Annotated in this window: 14 protein-coding genes; 6 read left to right on the top strand and 8 right to left on the bottom strand. The window is 71.4% G+C overall.

What is annotated here, in order from left to right:
* Positions 1–10 precede the first annotated feature (10 nt).
* From ACGFZF_RS02300 to ACGFZF_RS02310, 3 genes are read right to left on the bottom strand one after another with little or no spacing between them, the layout of a single operon-like run.
* Complete coding sequence (locus tag ACGFZF_RS02300) at positions 11–877, bottom strand: carbohydrate ABC transporter permease (RefSeq protein WP_356609256.1); 867 nt, start codon at positions 875–877, stop codon at positions 11–13.
* Positions 871–1,884, bottom strand: a complete 1,014-nt coding sequence (locus ACGFZF_RS02305; RefSeq protein ID WP_147977729.1) for a carbohydrate ABC transporter permease — start codon at positions 1,882–1,884, stop codon at positions 871–873. Before ACGFZF_RS02305 ends, ACGFZF_RS02300 begins: the two co-directional genes overlap by 7 nt.
* 20 nt (positions 1,885–1,904) lie before the next feature.
* Positions 1,905–3,185: an extracellular solute-binding protein gene (locus tag ACGFZF_RS02310; RefSeq protein ID WP_147977730.1), complete on the bottom strand. Its 1,281-nt coding sequence runs from the start codon at positions 3,183–3,185 to the stop codon at positions 1,905–1,907.
* Positions 3,186–3,521: 336 nt separating this feature from the next.
* On the opposite strand from ACGFZF_RS02310, the gene ACGFZF_RS02315 reads away from it, so the two are divergent.
* The 3 genes from ACGFZF_RS02315 (at position 3,522) to ACGFZF_RS02325 (ending at position 7,408) form a co-directional block, all read left to right on the top strand.
* Complete coding sequence (locus ACGFZF_RS02315; RefSeq protein ID WP_393550637.1) at positions 3,522–5,252, top strand: glycoside hydrolase family 13 protein; 1,731 nt, start codon at positions 3,522–3,524, stop codon at positions 5,250–5,252.
* 25 nt (positions 5,253–5,277) lie between these two features.
* Positions 5,278–6,306, top strand: coding sequence for a LacI family DNA-binding transcriptional regulator (locus tag ACGFZF_RS02320; RefSeq protein WP_356609207.1), 1,029 nt, complete (start codon positions 5,278–5,280; stop codon positions 6,304–6,306).
* Positions 6,307–6,409: 103 nt separating this feature from the next.
* The gene (locus ACGFZF_RS02325; protein WP_393550638.1) at positions 6,410–7,408 is read left to right on the top strand and encodes a phosphatase PAP2 family protein; all 999 of its coding nucleotides are present in this window, start codon (positions 6,410–6,412) and stop codon (positions 7,406–7,408) included.
* Between the two features lie 84 nt (positions 7,409–7,492).
* Here the strand turns inward: ACGFZF_RS02325 and ACGFZF_RS02330 are convergent, their stop codons facing one another.
* The 3 genes from ACGFZF_RS02330 to ACGFZF_RS02340 all read right to left on the bottom strand — a co-directional run bounded on the left by ACGFZF_RS02330 (position 7,493) and on the right by ACGFZF_RS02340 (position 13,706).
* A complete protein-coding gene (locus ACGFZF_RS02330) occupies positions 7,493–8,563 on the bottom strand; it encodes a fatty acid desaturase family protein (RefSeq protein WP_393550639.1) in 1,071 nt (356 codons plus the stop codon).
* Between the two features lie 174 nt (positions 8,564–8,737).
* A complete protein-coding gene (locus ACGFZF_RS02335; protein WP_393550640.1) occupies positions 8,738–10,591 on the bottom strand; it encodes a GAF domain-containing SpoIIE family protein phosphatase in 1,854 nt (617 codons plus the stop codon).
* A 124-nt stretch (positions 10,592–10,715) separates the two neighbouring features.
* Positions 10,716–13,706, bottom strand: coding sequence for a bifunctional [glutamine synthetase] adenylyltransferase/[glutamine synthetase]-adenylyl-L-tyrosine phosphorylase (locus ACGFZF_RS02340; RefSeq protein ID WP_393550641.1), 2,991 nt, complete (start codon positions 13,704–13,706; stop codon positions 10,716–10,718).
* A gap of 219 nt (positions 13,707–13,925) precedes the next feature.
* Between ACGFZF_RS02340 and ACGFZF_RS02345 the strand changes: the two genes are divergently transcribed.
* Together ACGFZF_RS02345 and ACGFZF_RS02350 are read left to right on the top strand one after the other, a co-directional pair.
* Positions 13,926–14,441 (top strand): pyridoxamine 5'-phosphate oxidase family protein, encoded by a 516-nt coding sequence (locus ACGFZF_RS02345; RefSeq protein ID WP_393550642.1) that lies wholly within the window; start codon positions 13,926–13,928, stop codon positions 14,439–14,441.
* Entirely contained in the window at positions 14,438–14,869 is a 432-nt protein-coding gene (locus ACGFZF_RS02350; RefSeq protein WP_393550643.1) for a VOC family protein, read from the top strand. Before ACGFZF_RS02345 ends, ACGFZF_RS02350 begins: the two co-directional genes overlap by 4 nt.
* A gap of 30 nt (positions 14,870–14,899) precedes the next feature.
* On the opposite strand, the gene ACGFZF_RS02355 is transcribed toward ACGFZF_RS02350, so the two are convergent.
* Together ACGFZF_RS02355 and ACGFZF_RS02360 are read right to left on the bottom strand one after the other, a co-directional pair.
* A complete protein-coding gene (locus ACGFZF_RS02355) occupies positions 14,900–15,421 on the bottom strand; it encodes a GNAT family N-acetyltransferase (protein ID WP_393550644.1) in 522 nt (173 codons plus the stop codon).
* 314 nt (positions 15,422–15,735) lie between these two features.
* Entirely contained in the window at positions 15,736–16,170 is a 435-nt protein-coding gene (locus tag ACGFZF_RS02360; protein WP_356609225.1) for a hypothetical protein, read from the bottom strand.
* A 504-nt stretch (positions 16,171–16,674) separates the two neighbouring features.
* Here ACGFZF_RS02360 and ACGFZF_RS02365 point away from each other — a divergent pair.
* The gene (locus tag ACGFZF_RS02365; protein ID WP_393550645.1) at positions 16,675–18,171 is read left to right on the top strand and encodes an IMP dehydrogenase; all 1,497 of its coding nucleotides are present in this window, start codon (positions 16,675–16,677) and stop codon (positions 18,169–18,171) included.
* Positions 18,172–18,198: the final 27 nt, after the last annotated feature.

The raw sequence follows: 18,198 nt of genomic DNA on the forward strand, positions 1-18,198 counted from the left end.
GGCGGGGCGCTCAGCCCTTGACGGCGCCGGCGGACATGCCGGTCACCAGGTGCCGCTGGGCGACGAGGAACACGAGCGCCGCGGGGATGGCGATGAGCACGGAGGCCGCGGACATCGGGCCCCACTGGGCGCCGTACTGGTTGACGAACTTCTGCAGACCGCCGGCGAGGGTGAGGTTCTCGTCCCCGACCATGAACGCGGAGGCGTAGGCGACCTCGCCCCAGGCGGTGATGAAGGAGTAGAACGCGGTCACCGCGATGCCCGGCTTGGCGAGCGGCAGGATCAGCCGCCAGAAGGTGCCGAAGGGGGTGAGTCCGTCGACCTGTCCCGACTCGTCGATCTCGCGGGGGATGGTGTCGAAGAAGCCCTTCATCATCCAGGCGCAGAACGGCACGGCGATGGTCAGGTAGGTGATGACCAGGCCGGCGGGCTGGTTGAGCAGGCCCATCGACGCCATGATGTTGTAGATCGGCACGATCAGGACGGCGACCGGGAACATCTGGGTGATCAGCAGCGTCCACATCAGCCCGCGCTTGCCGGGGAAGCGGAAGCGGCTGATGGCGTAGCCGGTGGTCGAGGAGATGAAGACGCCCAGGAGCGTGGTCAGGGCGGCGACCAGCAGAGAGTTGCCGAACCAGGTGAGGAACGGGGTGTCGTTCAGCAGGTTCGTGTAGTTCTCGAAGGTCGACTCCTTGAAGAAGTCGGTCGTGGTCGCGTACTTCGCGGGCTTGATGGAGGTCAGGAAGACCCACAGCACCGGGAAGACGGCGATCACGGAGGCCACGACGAGCGTGGTGTGCAGCCCGATCGAGGCGAGCGGCGAGCGGCGGCCGCGGCGCGGGCCGTTCGTGGCGGTGGTGTCTGCGGTGGTCACCAGACTTCTCCCTGCTTGCGGAGGACTCGCCGGTAGACCGCGGCGAAGACCATCAGGAGGACCAGGATCAGGACGCCCCAGGTGGAGGACTGGGCGAAGTCCCGCGGGCTGATCTCGAAGGAGAACTTGTACGCCTGGGTGACGAGGATCTGGGTGGCCTCGCCGGGCCCGCCCCGGGTGAGCAGGAAGATCACCGGGAACATGTTGAAGGTCCAGATGGTGCTGAGCAGGATCACGGTGGTGGACACCGAGCGCAGCCCGGGCATCGTGATGTGCCGGAAGCGCTGCCAGGCGCTCGCGCCGTCCATCTCGGCGGCCTCGTAGAGCTCACCGGGGATGGACTGCAGACCGCCGAGGAGGGCGACCATCATGAACGGGACGCCGAGCCAGACGTTGACGGCGATGACCGAGAACTTGGCCCAGGTGGGGTCGTTGAGCCACGGCACGGCGTCGATGCCGCCGCCGGCGAGCACCTGGTTGAGGATGCCGCGGCGCTCGTCGTAGAGGAAGCGCCACGCGAAGACGGAGACGAAGCCGGGGACGGCCCAGGGCAGGATCAGCAGCATCCGGTAGAGGGAGCGGCCGGCGATCCGCCGGTTGAGGATGTTGGCGAGGGCCAGGCCGAGGGCGAAGGTCACCGAGACGCAGGACACCGTCCACAGCATCGTCCAGCCGAGCGTGCCGAGGAACTGGTTGCCGGAGAGCGCGTCGGCGTAGTTGTCCAGGCCCACGAACTCGTAGGTGGCCGGGATGTGGTTGACGCCGATGCTCCGCGCGACGTTGCGCTCGTTGGCGTCGGTGAGCGACAGGTAGACGCCGCGGATCAGGGGATATCCGATGATCACGGCGATCACCACGGTCACCGGGGCGATCATCGCCCAGGCGTACCAGTGGGTGGAGAGAGAGCCCCGGGCCTTACGCCGCGAGGTGCCAGTACCGCGGCTCCGGCCGCGGGCGACGTTGTCGCCCGCGGCCTTCGCCACCGACTGGCTGCTGGTGTCCACAGCCATCAGCCGGCCTGCCTTCCTTGTTACTTCCAGTCCTTCAGGAGCTTGCGGTAGGCGTCACCGGCCGCCTTGGCTCCCGACTCCGGGCTGGTCTGGCCGGTGAGGACCTTGGTGTACTCGGTCACCAGCGGGGCGAAGAGGCTGCCGGTCTCCGGGATCCAGGGGCGCTCGACGGCCTTGTCGACGACCGGCTTGAAGAAGCCGATCATGTCGTTGCCCGCGACCTTGGAGTTGCCGTAGACGGACTCACGCGTCGGGAGCAGGCTCAGCTCGGTCGCGATCTTGGCCTGGGTCTCGGCGGACGTCATGTACTCGGTGAAGGCGTACGAGGCGTCCAGGTTCTTGGAGCCCGCGTAGACGGCGAGGTTGTGACCGCCCTGCGGGGCGCCCTGGCCGGCCGAGCCGGCGGGCACCGGCGCGATGCCGAGGTTGGCCTTGTCGGCGAACTCCTTGCCGGCGAAGGTGTCGGAGACGGCCCACGGGCCGTTGATCATCATCGCGACCTTGCCGTCCTTGAAGGCGGCCTGCATGTTGTCCCAGCCGTTGGTCGCGTCGGTGATCGCGGCCTTGGAGTCCACGAGGTCCTTGACGGTCTTCATGGCCTTCACACCGGCGGGGCTGTCGACGGTGATCTTCTTCTGCTTGGCGTCGACCAGGTCGCCGCCCTCGCCGTAGAGGAAGGAGAGGAACCAGTAGGCGTCGTCGCCGCGCAGGTAGAGACCGGTCTTGCCGGTCTTCTCCTTGATCTTGGCGGAGACGGTCTTGAGCTCGTCGATCGTCTTGGGGACCTCGACGCCGGCGTCCTTGAAGATCTTCTTGTTGTAGAAGATGCCCATGGAGTCGATGACCTGCGGCACGGCGTAGGTCTTGCCGTTGTACTTGGTCGACGCGGCCGCCTGCTTCAGGAAGTCCGAGTCGTCCTTCAGCGCCGGGGTGCCGTCGAGCGGGGCGAGGTAGCCCAGGTTCGCGAAGTCGGGGGTCCAGGCGACCTCGGAACGGATGACGTCGGGGGCGCCGGAGCCGGACTGGGCGGCGTTCTTGAACTTGTTCTGCGCCTCACCGAACGGCACGTTCACATACTTGACGGTGACCTTCGGGTACTTCTTCGTGAAGTCCTCGGCGACCTTCTTGAAGACCTTGTCCTCGCTGCCGACCGTGGAGGTGTCCCACCACGTGACGGTGCCGGAGAGCTCGCCCGAGCCCTTCGAGCCGCCGTCGTTGTTGCCGCCGTCGCCACTCCCGCACGCCGCCAGGGTGACGCCCAGGGCCGCGACCAGCGCGGTGGCCGCTATGCCACGCCGCATGTGAACTCCTTCAACAAGATCCCGGTTGGACGAGGGGCGAAGACCTTCCTCATGCGACCGCTCCCTCGCGGCGCCCCGGGTTGCCAGGAACGTAACAGGGATGAAAACGAGCCGAAAGAGCTTGCGTGAAATTTCTGCAAGGGCCGGGGATCGTTACATCCGCGTGTCCCGAAGGTGTCCATCGAGTCGCTTGACAGAGCGATTCGAGGGGGTCTTGCGGGACGCGGAGCGGCCTGCAAGCCTTTTCACAAGCACTTGCATGACCGTTTCATGACGACTTGGAAGTCGTTGTCACCACGACACCTGTACGACGCCCACGCGAGAGGGACCCCGCGCATGGCTCACGAGCTCACCTCCCCGTCGTTGCCGCAGTCTGCAAGTCCTTGCGGCACCCGCCCGCAATGGTGGCGGGACGCGGTCATCTACCAGGTGTACGTCCGCTCGTTCTCGGACAGCGACGGAGACGGGATCGGCGACCTGCGCGGGGCGCGGGAGCGGCTGCCGCACCTGGCACGGCTGGGCGCGGACGCGGTGTGGCTCACGCCGTTCTACGCCTCCCCGCAGGCCGACGGCGGGTACGACGTGGCCGACTACCGCGCGGTCGACCCGGTCTTCGGCGACCTGGCGGACGCGGACGACCTGGTGCGCGCGGCGCACGGGCTCGGCCTGAAGGTCATCGTGGACATCGTCCCCAACCACACCTCGGAGCGGCATCCCTGGTTCGAGGCGGCGCGGGCCGGGGTGGGCCGGGACCGCTACGTCTTCCGCCCGGGACGCGGGCCGGACGGCGCCGAGCCGCCCAACGACTGGGAGTCCGTCTTCGGCGGGCCGGCGTGGACGCGGGTCGAGGACGGCTCCTGGTACCTGCACCTGTTCGCGCCCGAGCAGCCGGACCTGAACTGGGAGAACGCGGAGGTGCGGGCCGAGTTCGACTCCGTGCTGCGATTCTGGCTGGATCTGGGGGTGGACGGATTCCGGATCGACGTCGCCCACGGCATGGTCAAGGCGCCCGGACTGCCCGACATCGGCCACGGGCAGCAGGCGAGCCTGATCGGGATCCAGCGGCTGCCGTTCTTCGACCAGGACGGGGTGCACGAGATCCACCGCGGCTGGCGGCGGCTGCTGGAGTCGTACGGCCCCGACCGCATCGGGGTGGCGGAGGCCTGGGCGCCGACGCCGGAGCGGCTGGCCCGCTACGTCCGCCCGGACGAGCTGCACCAGGCGTTCAACTTCCAGTTCCTGAACTGCGCCTGGGACGCGGCGGCGCTGCGCGCGGTCACAGAGGAGTCACTGCGCGCCACGGCCGCGGTGGGGGCGCCGACGACGTGGGTGCTCTCCAACCACGACGTCGTACGGCATCCGACGCGCTACGGGGCGGGCGACCCGGTCGCGGGCCTGCGGCGGGCCCGGGCGGCCGCGCTGCTCATGCTGGCGCTGCCCGGCTCCGTGTACCTGTACCAGGGCGAGGAGCTGGGGCTGCCCGAGGTCGCCGACCTCCCCGACGGGCTCCGGCAGGACCCGGCCTTCCTGCGCGGCGACGGGCAGGACGGGCTGCGGGACGGCTGCCGGGTGCCCCTGCCGTGGACGGCCGAGGGCTCCTCGTACGGCTTCGGCCCGGCCGGCGCCTGGCTCCCCCAGCCCGCCGGGTGGGCCGGTCTGAGCGTGGCGGCGCAGACCGGGGACCCCGCCTCCACCCTGGAGCTCTACCGCGAGGCCCTCCGGCTGCGCCGCGAGCACCCGGCGCTCGGCGCGGGGGACGCGGTGGAGTGGCTGGACGCCCCCGAGGGGGTGCTGGTCTTCCGCCGCGGCGGTGAGGGCGGCGGCGTCCTGGTCGCCCTGAACACCACGGCCCACCCGGTGGACCTGCCGCTGCGGGGATCACTCCTGCTCGGCAGCGATGCCGGGCCGGCTTCGGGGTCCGCGACCGAAGCGGTCGTGCCCGGGACGTCCGCGGCCGTGCCCGTGCTCCCCTCGCCGGCGCGGGAGCCGGTGTCCGGCGCCGTCCCGGGACCGGGCGCGGAGAAGGTCCGGGTTCCGGCCGAGTCCTGCGTTTGGTGGGCAATCTGACGTGCGACCGGTACAGTCCAACCCCATGACCGCGCGGCTTGCCGACATCGCAACCCAGGCGGGGGTCAGTGAAGCCACAGTCAGCCGCGTGCTCAACGGCAAGCCCGGTGTGGCCGCGGCCACCCGTGAGTCTGTGCTTGCCGCACTCGACGTACTCGGATACGAGCGCCCGGTCCGGCTGCGCCAGCGCAGCGCAGGGCTCGTCGGGCTGATAACCCCCGAGCTGGACAACCCGATCTTCCCGGCCCTCGCGCAGGTCATCGGACAGGCTCTGACACGACAGGGGTACACCCCGGTCCTCGCCACGCAGACCCCCGGCGGGTCCACCGAGGACGAGCTCACCGACATGCTCGTCGAGCGCGGGGTCTCCGGCATCATCTTCGTCTCCGGCCTGCACGCCGACACGACGGCCGACATGACCCGCTACGACCAGCTGCGCGGCAAGGGCGTTCCCTACGTCCTGCTCAACGGCTTCTCGCCCAAGGTCCAGGCCCCCTTCGTCTCGCCCGACGACCGGGCGGCGATGCAGCTGGCGGTCACCCACCTCGCGGCGCTGGGGCACACCCGGATCGGCCTCGCGGTGGGGCCCAAGCGCTTCGTGCCCGTGCTGCGCAAGATCGAGGGCTTCCAGCTCGGCATGCGGGAACGGCTCGGGCTCGACCCGGAGCAGTCCGCGGAGCTGATCCAGCACTCGCTGTACACCCTCGAAGGCGGGCAGGCGGCGGCCGGCGCGCTGATCTCCCGGGGCTGCACGGCCGTGGTCTGCGCGAGCGACATGATGGCGCTCGGCGCCATCCGCGCCGCCCGCCAGCAGGGACTCGACGTGCCGAGGGACGTCTCCGTGGTGGGTTTCGACGACTCCCCGCTCATAGCCTTCACCGACCCCCCGCTGACCACGATCCGCCAGCCCGTCCAGGCCATGGGTCAGGCCGCGGTCCGGGCCCTGCTGGAGGAGGTCGGGGGCACCCCGGCTCCGCACAGCGAGTTCGTGTTCATGCCCGAGCTGGTGGTTCGCGGTTCGACCGCTTCCGCCCCGACCCCGAGAAATCCCTGATCCCAGGCGGACTCCGCCTCGTCCGCGAGGCGGAGCGCGTGCATCCTGTACCCGACCGAGGGATGATCGGTCGGGGGGAACGGATCTGGCAGACTCTCTCCCTATGGGTGAATCGACCGTGAAGCGTTTGGAAGGCCAGGAGGCCGCCACCCCGTCACCCATCGCGGACGACGGCAGGTTCGCGCGACTGCGCGCCCGCACGCCTCGACGACCGCGTATATGGTTCGAGGTCCTGCTGATCGCGGTCAGTTACTGGACGTACTCGCTCATCCGCAACGCGGTACCGGAGCAGAAGGCCGAGGCGCTCGAGAACGCCGACTGGATCTGGCGCGTCGAGCAGTCCCTCGGCCTCGCCGTGGAGCAGACGGTCAACCACACCGTGAACTCGGTGACATGGCTGATCGTGTCGATGAACTACTACTACGCCACCCTGCACTTCGTCATCACCATCGGTGTGCTGGTCTGGCTGTACCGATGGCAGCCGGGCCGTTACGCGGCGTCCCGGACGGTCCTGTTCGCCACCACGGGTGTGGCCCTGGTCGGTTACTACCTGTATCCGCTCGCGCCGCCCCGGCTGATGAACGGCCAGGACTTCATCGACACGGTGCTGGTGCACCACACCTGGGGCTCGATGGCCTCGGGCAACCTCAAGCACATGTCGAACCAGTACGCGGCGATGCCGTCGATGCACATCGGCTGGTCGCTCTGGTGCGGTCTCATCATCTTCGCGCTGGCCTCCGCGCCGTGGGCGCGCATCCTCGGCCTGCTCTACCCGGCGGCGACCCTGGTCGTGATCGTGGCGACCGCCAACCACTTCTGGCTCGACGCGGTGGGCGGCATGATCTGCCTCGCCTTCGGCTTCGCCGTCTCGTACTTCTGGTACGGCTCGCTGCCGCAGGGGCTGCCCAAGCTGGTGGAATCGGCGAAGCCGGTCGCCCGGGGCGGGCCGGCGGGTGCCGGCCGTGCCGCCGAGGCGCCGGATGCCGCGGCGGCCTCGGACTCCGCGGCCGCCGGAGCCACCCGCCCGGCCGGACCGACCGGCCCCACGGGGCCCACCGGTCCCGCCGACTCCACGGGCCGGAAGGTCAGCTCCGGCAGGTGACGCGGCCGCCGGCCAGCGTGAGCCGGACGGGCAGCTGCGCCGTCTCGTCGGCCGGAGTCTCGACCGGATCGCCGGCGAACGCCGTCAGATCCGCCCCAGGCCCGGCGCGGCCTCGGGACGAGGCCCGCGGATCGGAGCCCCCGCTTCGTGGAGGCTGGCGAGGGTCCTGCGGTAGGAAGTGATCAGACCGGTCTCCTGGTAGCTCACTCCCAGCTCCTGGCAGTGGCTGCGGACGATCGGCTGCGCCAGGCGCAGGCACGGGCTGGGCATGCTCGGGAAGAGGTGGTGCTCGATCTGGTAGTTCAGGCCGCCGAGGACGATGTCCGTGAACCGCCCGCCCCGCACGTCGCGGGAGGTCAGAACCTGTCGGCGCAGGAAGTCAGGGCGGTCGGCGCCGTACAGGATCGGCATGCCCTTGTGGTTGGGGGCGAAGATGGAGCCGAGGTAGACACCGAAGAGGCATTGGTGGACGAGGAGGAAGACGACGGCCTTGCCCGGCGGCAGCACCAGGAACAGTGCCGCGAGGTAGGCCGCGCAGTGTGTGAGGAGCAGGACGCCCTCCACCACGCGGTTCTTGAGGGAGCTGTCGGCCAGCGACCGTATCCCGGACACGTGCAGGTTGAAGCCTTCGAGCGTGAGCAGGGGAAAGAACAGCCACGCCTGGCGGCGGCCCAGGAGGCGTGGCAGTCCCGTCGCCGCACGGGCCTGGTCCTGCGTCCAGACGAGGATGTCAGGGTGGAGGTCGGGGTCGAGCTCCTCGTGGTTGGGGTTGGCGTGGTGACGCGTGTGCTTGTCCTGCCACCAGCCGTATCCCATGCCGATGCCGAGATTGCCCGCGATACGCCCGAACCGCTCGCTGGACCTGCGCAGCCGGAAGACCTGGCGATGCGCGACGTCGTGGGCGAGCAGGGCGACCTGCCCGAACACGAGGGCGAGAAGCACGGCGACCGCGACGGTCCACCAACTGTCGGCGATCAGCACGAAGGCGGTACATGCGAGCGCGTACGAGGCAGTCACCGCGGCGATGCGGGACGTGTAGTAACCCGGGCGCCGGCCCATGAGTCCGGCGGCCTGGATCTTCCTGGAGAGTCGGGCGAAGTCGCTCCCCGGTTCAGCCGGTGCGGGCGGGGGGCACACCGTGGGCAATGCGTTCATGGTCGGATTCACTCTTCGTAGACCGCGGGGCGACGTCGGAGGTCGACGGCCCGATCCGGGGGCGCTCCTCCGGCGAGTACCCGGCATCACCCTGTTGAAGTGCGGCCCCACGTCCCGTTTTCAACGAACCGCGGAGCCTGTTCCACCGACCCGGTCCGAACCGCAAGATCGTCATCAGGGGATGCGCAGGGCGAGCAGCACGATGTCATCCTCGGGGGCCCCGTCCGCCAGCCGGCTGCTGATCCGGTGGAGCAGGTCGGGAAGCGGTTCGCCGCCGTGGCGGGCGAGCAGGGCGGAGACCTGCGCGATGGCGGCGTCGAGATCGTGGCCACGGCGCTCGATGAGCCCGTCGGTGTAGAGCAGCAGGGTCGAGCCCGAGGGGAATTCGCGGCGGTGCTCGGTCCGGTGGGCCGGGCCGAGTGCCTGGTGGAGGAGGACGTCGTGCTGCTCCAGAAGCGTGACCCGGCCGTCGGGAGCCCGCAGCAGGGGCGGGGGGTGACCGGCGTTCGACCAGGTGAGGGTCCAGTCGGGGCTGCCGTCGACGGGGTCGAGACGGGCGTGGACGAGTGTCCCGCCGGCAACGATGGGCAGGACGGAGCATGCCGCCTCGAGGGCGCTGAGAGCGGTGGCGGGGCGGTACGGGGGATGGTCGAGGGTGGCCTGGCGCAGCATGCTGCGGAGCTGGCCCATCACGGTCGCGGCGTGCATGTCGTGCCCGATGGCGTCGCCCACCGTGACGACGAGCGCCGCGGGGCCGTCGGAGGCCGCGGGCGGCAGGTGGTACGCGTCGTACCAGTCGCCGCCGACCATGTTGTCGTCGGCGGCCGCCTGGTACAGGGCGCTGATCTCCATGCCGTCGGCGAGCGGGAGGTCGGTGAGCATGGCGGCCTGGAGCTGGCGGGCGACGGAGATCCGTTCGTCCAGGTACAGGGCTCGTTCCACCGCCTGTGCGACGTACCCGGACGCGGCGGTGAGGGCGGCCCGCTCGGGGATGCTCACCTTGTGCCGCTTGGTCCAGCAGATCGCGAGGACGCCCAGGAGGGTGCGTCGCCCCCAGAGCGGCAGGCAGAGGATCGTGGTGAGGCCCATGCCGTCGAAGAAGTCGACCGTCTCCGGGCCGTAGCCGGCGACGAGGGCGTCACGGTCGGGCACGAACACGGTCCGACGTTCCCGCAGCGCCCGCGCGCTGGGGGACGTGGCATCGGCGGGGAGGGTGAGGATCTCGGGTTCCACCGCACCCGCCTCGCCCGGACCGGGGACGCGGTGCAGTTCCTCCCTGTCCGCCACGAGCAGCCCGACGTACGAGGGCTTCCCGACGCCGCCGAACAGGTCACGCAGCCGTTGCCGCACGTCTTCCAGCCCGGAGGTCTGGGCCAGCTCCTCCGAGGCCTTCAGCAGCAGTTCGGCATGGTCCAGTCCGGCCTGGGCCTCTTGCTCAAGGCGCTCCGCGTCGCTCCGGGCGTGCTCGGCGGCGGCCCGGGCCGTCTCCAGCACCTTCCGTGCGGAGCTGTGCTGGGCCGACAGGATCCTCAGCCTCAGCTCGGCTGAGCAGGCCGCGGCCAGGTCCTTCAGGTCGGCCAGCTCTCCCGGGTCCCAGGCCCGGGGGTGGTGGTCCATGCCGCAGAGGGAGCCCAGGACGAGCCCGTCGGCGTCGGTCAGCGGCAGTCCTGCGTAGGCGATCACGCCGAGGTCCCGGATCGCGGGGCTGTCACGCAGCCGGTCGTCGACCCGGGCGTCGGGCACGATCAGGGGCCGCCGGGACTCCACCACGTACCGGCAGAGCGAGTGGGACAGCGGCAGCGCCCGCTCCCCCGCCCAGGGCTCCGGCAGCCCGATCATGCCGGGCAGGATCTGGCGGTTCTCCTCGACCAGGGAGACCAGGGCCACCGGCACCCTCAGCAGACGGGACACCAGCCGGGCGAATCGGTCCATCCCCGGGTCGGCGACCGCGGCCAGCCCGGCGGGCCGCAGGGTCCGCCGGGAAGCGGCGCCCGGGTCCGCTCCGGTCTCCCGGCCCTGCTCCGGCATCCGACCTCCGGTTGAGTTGCCCGAGACCTTCCTGAGGAGAGCGTAGAACAGGCGGGGGCCTCCGTAAGGTCGTCCGCCTGCCCGGCCGTTCCTCCGGTGGCGCCGGGGAACGGCCCCGGGGCGGCTAGGCGGCCCCGTAGAACAGCTCCTCCATCACCGCCCGGGCCCGCCGGGTGATCCGGCGGTAGTCGTCGACCATCTCGCCGACGTGCCCGGGTCCGTAGCCCAGGTACCGTCCGACCGCGGCCAGTTCACGCCCGTCCGAGGGGAAGGTGTCGCCCGGCCGGCCGCGCACCAGCATGACCGCGTTGCGGACGCGGGTCGCCAGGACCCATGCCTCGTCCAGGGTCTGGGCCTCGTCCGTCGGGATCAGCCCGGCGGCGTGGGCGGCGGCCAGCGCCTCGCGGGTCCGGGTGGTGCGCAGGCCCGGCTCGACCCAGCCGTGGCGCATCTGGAGGAGCTGGACGGTCCACTCCACGTCGCTCAGTCCGCCGCGGCCGAGCTTCGCGTGCAGCGTGGGATCGGCGCCGCGCGGCATGCGTTCGGTCTCCATCCGGGCCTTGAGGCGGCGGATCTCGCGGACCGCGTCCTCCCCCAGGCCCTCGGCCGGATAGCGCAGCGGGTCGACCATCTCGATGAACCGCCGCCCCAGCTCCATGTCGCCGGCGAGCGGGTCGGCGCGCAGCAGGGCCTGGCTCTCCCAGACCAGCGCCCAGCGGTGGTAGTAGGCCTCGTACGACTTCAGCGTACGGACCAGGGGCCCGCTCTTGCCTTCCGGACGCAGGTCGGCGTCGATCAGCAACGGCGGGTCGGTGGTGGGGAGCTGGAGGAGGCGGCGCATCTCGGTGACGATCCGGTTGGCGGCCCGGCCGGCCTCCTGCTCGTCGACGCCCTCGCGGGGCTCGTGCACGAACAGGACGTCGGCGTCGGAGCCGTAGCCCAGTTCGTGGCCGCCGAAGCGGCCCATGCCGATCACCGCGAACCGGGTCGGCAGCGTGTCGCCCCACTCGGCCCGCACGGCCGCGCGCAACGCGCCCGCGATCGCCGCCGCGTTGAGGTCGGTGACAGCCTGGCCGACCTGGTCGACCAGGGTGCCGGGGTCCGTCTCGCGGGCACTCTCCTCGGTGCCGTACGAGGCGATGAGATCGGCCGCGGCGGTACGGAACAGCTCCCGGCGCCGTACGCCGCGGGCCGCCGCGACCCCTTGCTCGGCCCCGTCGGCCCGGCCGACCGCCGCCAGGACCTCCTGCTCCAGGTGCTCGCGCCCGCGCGGCCGGAGCCCTTCCGGGTCGCCCAGGATCGCGACCGCCTCGGGGGCGCGCAGCAGCAGGTCGGGGGCGAGCCGCCCGGCGGACAGCACGCGCGCGAGGTTCTCCGCCGCCGCCCCCTCGTCGCGCAGCAGCCGCAGGTACCAGGGGGTCTTGCCGAGCGCGTCGGAGACCCTGCGGAAGCCCAGCAGCCCGGCGTCCGGGTCGGCGGAGTCGGCGAACCAGCCGAGCAGCACGGGCAGCAGCGTCCGCTGGATCGCGGCCTTGCGGGTCACGCCCGAGGCGAGCGCCTCCAGATGGCGCAGCGCGGCGACGGGATCGGCGTAGCCGAGCGCCTCCAGGCGCTGACCGGCGGCCTTGGGGCTGAGCCGGGTCTCGCCGGGGGTGAGCTGGGCGACGGCGTCGAGGAGCGGGCGGTAGAAGATCTTCTCGTGCAGCCGGCGGACGACCGAGGCGTGCCGCCGCCACTCCTTGTTGAGCTCGGCGACCGGGTCCGTGCGCAGGCCGAGCGAGCGGCCGAGGCGGCGCAGATCCGTCTCGTCCTCCGGCACGAGATGGGTGCGGCGCAGCCGGTAGAGCTGGATGCGGTGCTCCAAGGCCCGCAGGAAGCGGTACGCCTCGTCGAGCTGGGCCGCGTCCGCGCGGCCGACGTAGCCGCCGGCCGCGAGCGCCCCGAGCGCGTCGAGCGTGGTGCCGCTGTGCAGGGTGGCGTCGCCGCGGCCGTGCACCAACTGCAGGAGCTGGACGGCGAACTCGACGTCCCGCAGGCCGCCGGGTCCGAGCTTCAGCTCGCGTTCGACCTGCGCGGCGGGGATGTTGTCGACGACCCGCCGGCGCATCTTCTGCACGTCGGGGACGAAGTTCTCCCGCTCGGCGGCCTGCCAGACGAGTGGGGAGACGGCGTCGATGTAGTCGGCGCCCAGCTCCGGGTCCCCGGCCACCGAGCGTGCCTTGAGCAGGGCCTGGAACTCCCAGGTCTTGGCCCAGCGCTGGTAGTAGGCGAGATGGGAGGAGAGGGTGCGGACGAGCGGGCCGTTGCGGCCCTCGGGGCGGAGGTTGGCGTCGACGGGCCAGATGGTGCCCTCGACGGTGGTCTCCGAGCAGATCCGCATCAGGTGCGAGGCGAGGCGGGTCGCCGCCTGGATGGCCTTGCCCTCTTCGGCGCCCTCGACGGGCTCGCCGACGAAGATCACGTCGACGTCGGACACGTAGTTGAGCTCGTGGCCGCCGCACTTGCCCATCGCGATGACGGCGAGCCGGCACTGGGCCGCGTCGGCCGGAGCGGCGGTGCGGGCGATGGCGAGGGCGGCCCGCAGGGTCGCGGTGGCGAGGTCGGCCAGTTCGGCGGCGGTCTGGGCGACGTCGATGGTGCCGCAGACGTCCCGGGCCGCTATCGCGAGGAGGCAACGGCGGTAGGCGACCCGGAGCGTGACCGGGTCCGTCGCCTCGGCCAGTCCCTGCTCGAACTCGGCCACCCCGGGGTGCAGATCGGTCGCCTCGTAGGTGACGAGCGTCTGCCAGTCGTGCGGGTGGCGGGCGAGGTGGTCGCCGAGGGCCTCGGAGGTGCCGAGGACACCGAGCAGCCGGTCCCGGAAGGGTTTGGCCGCGAGCAGCGTGGCGGTGAGGGTCTGCCGCTCGTCGTCGGGCTGCGCCTCGACGAGCCGGACCAGGCCGCGCAGGGCCAGATCCGGGTCGGCCGTGGCGCCGAGCGCGTCGAGCAGGACGGGGTCGCCGCGCAGCGCGGCCAGCTCGGGCAGGTCGAGCAGCCGCTCGGCCCCGGACGGATCGGTGAACCCGTGTCGCAGCAGCCGCGAGAAGGTACTGCTCCTGCGTCCCGGCACCGTCATTCCGCCGTTCCCTCCGCCGTCGATGTCCCTTGATCGAGCCTATCCGGAGCGGGTGCCGGGGTCGCCCCGGAGCGCGTGGCGCGGAGTCCGGAATCGGGGGTGCGACGGACGGCGGCGTGCCGGCCCCGGGTGGGACCGGCGGCGATGAGTTTCGCGCCCTGACACGGTCTGCCTCGTTGAAGCGGTGACACCGCCACCGCTCGACGAGAGGGGCACCCCGTGCCGATCGAGACCTCCCTGGACGCCCGCTACAGCGACCCGAAGGCGCACGCCGCGGACTGGCCGGCGGCCGTCGACCGGCTCACCGCGGCCGAGGTGTTCTGGCTGACCACGGTTCGACCGGACGGCCGCCCGCACGTCACCCCGCTCCTCGCCGTCTGGTCGGAGGGCGCGCTGCACTTCTGCACCGGTCCCGACGAACGCAAGGCGCGCAATCTGGCGGTCCACCGCGAGGTGGTCCTCACCACCGGGACGAACGACCTCGCCGAGGGATTCGACCTGGTGATCGAGGGTGAAGCCGTCCGGGTGACGGACGAGGAGCGGCTCCGGGCGCTCGCGGACGCGTACGTGGGGAAGTACGGCCCGAACTGGCGTTTCGAGGTGCGCGACGGAGCGTTCGTGGGCGACGGTGGGACGGCCCTGGTGTTCGCGGTGGCGCCCCGTACGGCGTTCGGCTTCGCCAAGGGCGAGCCGTTCGGCCAGACCCGCTGGCGTTTCCAAGGAGACTCTCGATGAACTGGACGCTCGAAGTCGTCCCCGTCCCCGTCACCGACATGGACCGGGCGAAGGAGTTCTACGGCGACAGGTGCGGTTTCAAGATCGACCTCGACGACGAGGTGGCGCCCGGGATGCGGATCATCCAGGCGACCCCGCCGGGCTCGCGCTGCTCGATCGCCATGCTGTCGGGCATGCCGGGCGCCCCGGGTACACGGAGCATGGAGCCGGGGACCCTGCACGGTCTGCAGATCTGCGTCACGGACATCGAGGCGGCCCGCGCCGAACTCCTCGACCGGGGCGTGGACGTCTCCCCCATCCGTCACGTGGGCGCGACGGGATGGGAGGACGGCAAGGGCGACACCTGGAACTCGTTCATGTCCTTCGAGGACCCCGACGGCAACGGCTGGGTGGTCCAGGAGGCGCCGTCGGAGCTGTCGGAGCGCTGATCCCGCGGCGAGGCCGGTCCCTCGGCGTCGTCACGCACCGCCCGCGGGGAACACGAGCCGGTAGTGGCGCAGTTGCTCGTCCTCGCGGACGAACAGCATGCCCACGGCCTCCATCACCCGCTGGGAGGCGAGGTTCCCGAGGTCGGCGTCGCCCTTCACCCCGGCGGCACCGGCCTCGCCGGCGACCCGGATCAGCTCCGACAGCGCCTCGCGGGCGTAGCCCTGCCCCCGTACGGCCTCGGTCAGCCCGTAGCCGACGGTCACGAAGCGCTCGTCGTCCGGCGGCCCGTGGAAGCCGATCCCGCCGACCGCCTCCCCGTCCTCGCGCCGCCGTATCTCGTACGCCCCGAACACCCCGGGATCGCCGTGGTCCGCCCGCACGCGCAGGTAGCCGGATGCCCCGGCCACGTCCCCGTCGGACGGGTAGCCGCGCCCCCAGCGATCCCCGGCACCCGGCGTCCCGTTGACGATCCGCTCGGCCTCGGCGGGGGTGAGGGGATGCAGCGTCAGCCGCTCGGTCCGTAGGGGCGCGTGGCCCTCGTCGGTCTTCACCGGGGCAGTGTCGGACAGCACCGGGCGGCGATCAAAGACCTTTCCCGGCCACTCGGCACACCCGTCGCCGCGGCCCCCGTTCGGACGCGTGCCGGTTGCCCGGCCCCTAAGGGCTGTCCCGTAATCCGCGGTGGGTTGGCGCACGGCGTCGGATGCGGTGCATCGCAAGGCGGAGGGCCGCTCTCATACTGGGCGTATTCGGGCGATCCGACAACGCAGCGAGGTGCCGTAACCGGCGTCGTGCGCCCGCCGGGGATTACGGGACAGCCCTTAGGGGGGTGTCTTGCGGCGGACGGGTCCCGCCGTCCGCCGAGTCAGGCGGCGACGGGCAGGGCCGCCGCGATGACGTCCCGCTCCTTGCGGCCGAGCAACGGGAAGACGATCTTCAGCCCCTGCGGGCGGTCCCCCGAGGAGACGACGAACGACGAGTTGAGGAAACGCTCCCGGACCGCCGTACGGACGAGGCCGGCCCGCGGGATGGTCATCAGGTGCTCCCCGGTCCTGGCGAACGTCGGGTCGGCCCGGAAGACGAAGAGGCGACGGTCGGTCATGGCGAGGTACATCGGCACCGGGACCGGTATCACGCTCATCGCGCCGGCGCTCACGACGGCCGAGGCCACCGCGAACGCCGCGGTCCGCCGTACGGAGACGGAGCTGAGGTTCACGATCGTCGTGACCTCGACGCGCTCTCCGGCCTCCAGCAGGGGATCGATGGCGGCCAGCAGAAGGCGGCGGCGCTTTCCGTTCACGGGTGGTGCTCCTGAGGCATGGTGCGGCCGGAGCCCGTACGGGCGCGCCGACCCGGTGGGGTTCGTCGCCGCAGCCTGCCACACGCCCGGCCGGGGGCGACGGGCGGCCCGGGTCGGCCGGGAGACGGCTCAGGCGCACCTGATCCGCGGCTTCGGATCGGACCGGTCGGCGGAGGTCGTACGCGGCGTTTCCCCACGGGGTCGGGGCCATGGCCGGGTGCGGGATTCCTGATGCCCATGTCCGGCTCCGGGCCGGTGACCGGCTGCAACCGGCCCTGATCGTCGTTCCGTTGGAGAGGACGGGATTCGCGCAGCGGCGGGGCCAGTCGATAGGGTCCCAGGTCACGACCGCCCCCGGTGAGAACCACGGGCAGGTCAGGGTTCTGCCGCAGCTCGTGGCACCTCCGCAGCTGTCATGCCGTCACCTGCCTGCCCGGTCCTGGGACACGGGGCGGCCTTCACGGCCGGACAGTCGGGTTCCGGCCGACGGGTCAGGAGGAACGAGTGGCACAGGTCATCGCCGAGGTCTCGAGGACGTTCAACGAGTTTCTGCTCTTGCCCAACCGGACCCGGACCGACTGCTCGCCCGCGACGGTCGACCTGCGCACTCCCCTGGTGCGGCACGCCGTCGGAGAGCCGTCGGCGATCGAACTCGGCTCCCCGTTCACCTCCGCGATCATGCAGGCCGTCAGCACACCGGAACTCGCCGTCGCCCTCGCACGCAACGGCGGTCTGAGCTTCCTGCACCACAACCAGTCGATCCAGGACCAGGCCGCGGCCGTCCGCCAGGTGAAGAACTTCAAGGCCGGTTTCGTCACCAGCGACACCAACGTCCGCCCCGACGACAGCCTGAGCCACCTGGTCGCCGTCATGCTGCGCACCGGTCACAGCACCGCCGCGGTCACCCACGACGGCAGCGCCACCGGCCGCCTGCTCGGCCTGGTGACCTCCCGCGACTTCCACCCCCAGCGCCACGACCTCGACGGACCGGTGAGCGGTCGGATGACCGCCGTCGCCGACCTTCCCCACGCCGCGGCCGACACCACGCTCTCCGAAGCCAACGCCCGGCTGTGGGACCAGCGGCTCGACTGCCTCCCGGTGCTCGACGCCGAGGGCCACCTGCAGTACCTGGTCTTCCGGTCCGACTACACGGACAACAAGCGCTTCCCGAACCAGGCCGTCGACAGCGCCAAGCGCCTGCGCGTCGGCGCGGGCATCAACACGCACGACTACCAGGAGCGCGTTCCCGCCCTGCTGGAGGCCGGCGCCGACGCCCTGTGCTTCGACTCCTCCGACGGCTACAGCGACTGGCAGGCGCAAGCCCTGACCTGGGTGAAGAAGCACTACCCGGAGATCCCCACCGGCGGCGGCAACGTGGTCGACGGCGAGGCGTTCACCTTCCTCGCCGAGGCCGGTGCGGACTTCGTCAAGGTCGGCGTGGGCGGCGGCTCCATCTGCATCACCCGCGATCAGAAGGGCATCGGCCGCGGCCAGGCCAGCGCGGTCCTGGACGTCGCCGCCGCCCGGGACGCCTTCCGCGACCGCACCGGCGAGTACGTGCCGATCTGCTCCGACGGCGGGCTGGTCCACGACTACCACGTGGCCCTGGCACTGGCGATGGGAGCCGACTTCGTCATGATGGGGCGCTACTTCGCCCGCTTCGACCAGGCGGCCGGCGCGAAGCTCCCCACCCGGGACGGCTTCGTGAAGGAGTACTGGGGCGAGGGCTCGAACCGTGCCCGCAACTGGCAGCGCTACGGGCAAGGAGGCCAGGGCCTGATCTTCGAGGAGGGCGTCGACGGCTACGTCCCCTACGCCGGCGACCTCGACGAAGGGCTCGCCGTGACCGTCGCCAAGCTCAGGACCACGATGGTGTCCTGCGGCTCCACCACTCTTCCGGAGTTCCAGTCCACGGCCCGGCTGACCCTGGTCTCCGACCAGAGCTTCCAGGAGAGCCACGCCAACGTCACCCTGCGCGACAGCCCGATGACCGTCGCCTGAGACGGCGCCCGCGGCCCACAGGCGGCC

Origin of the sequence: Streptomyces sp. NPDC048338, assembly GCF_043201055.1 — a bacterium.
In the GTDB taxonomy this organism is placed as follows: Bacteria; Actinomycetota; Actinomycetes; order Streptomycetales; family Streptomycetaceae; genus Streptomyces.